This is a genomic window from Bradyrhizobium sp. Unk1, from assembly GCF_059512345.1.
Map to the genome: position 1 here is coordinate 1 of NZ_JCAMOP010000200.1, position 917 is coordinate 917.

The window sequence follows — 917 nt, forward strand, 5'->3', positions numbered from 1 at the left end:
CGGTCACGAGACCCAACATGCGGTTCGTGCCGACCAAGACGGTCGAGCAACAGGGCTGTCTGATGCTCCACCGGGCGCGCCATCTCTTCATCCGTCAGCAGACAGCCGTCATTAATTCGATCCGCGCCTATCTTGCCGAGTTCGGGATTGTCGCCCCCGTCGGGCGCAGGGGTGTCGAGCAATTGCTGGAAGTCGTCGCCGATACAGCCGATTGCCGGCTCCCCGAGGTGGCCCGTGCGTGTCTTGCTGCTCTCGGCAGCCAATTGCGCGCACTGAAGGGCCAGATCCTGGAGTTCGACCGACGCATCATCGCCTGGCATCGATCAAGCGCGACGAGCAAGCGGCTGGACGCGATCCCGGGCGTCGGTCCGGCGCTGGCAACAGCGCTGGTCGCGAGTGTTGCCGATGCCAGGGCCTTCCGATCGGGACGGGATTTCTCAGCTTGGGTTGGGCTCGTGCCGAGGCAGAACTCGAGCGGTGGCAAAGACAAGCTCGGCAGTATCAGCAAACAAGGCGATCGCTATTTGCGCAGCCTGTTCACGGCCGGCGCGCTCGCCGTGATCCGCTATGCCAAGATCCATGGCACCGGGCATCGGCCCTGGCTCACGGGGCTGTTGGCGCGTCGACCGACAAAAGTCGCTGCGATTGCACTCGCCAATAAGCTCGCCAGGATGGCATGGGCGATGATGGCCAGGGGTGAGCTCTACAGGGAGCCCGTCGCACTCGCGGCGTAAAGGAATCGCGCCGGATATCCGGCGTGACGTCACGGTTGGGAGGGCGAACAGCACGTAATGCAGCGCCGGTCGATCCGGCGATCAGGACAACCCACATGGGCCACAGCATCATCGAATGCGAGGTTTTGAGAGGGACCTGATCCGCGGAGGGCATTATGGCCAGCGGTCATGAGTACCGCGCAA

The 917-nt window shown here is 63.6% G+C and carries 1 protein-coding gene; it reads left to right on the forward strand.

From position 1 onward, the window contains the following. Positions 1-734, forward strand: a 734-nt coding sequence (locus AC5ZFO_RS48125) for an IS110 family RNA-guided transposase (RefSeq protein ID WP_496124284.1), incomplete at its 5' end; no start/stop codon positions are given. Positions 735-917 lie beyond the last annotated feature (183 nt).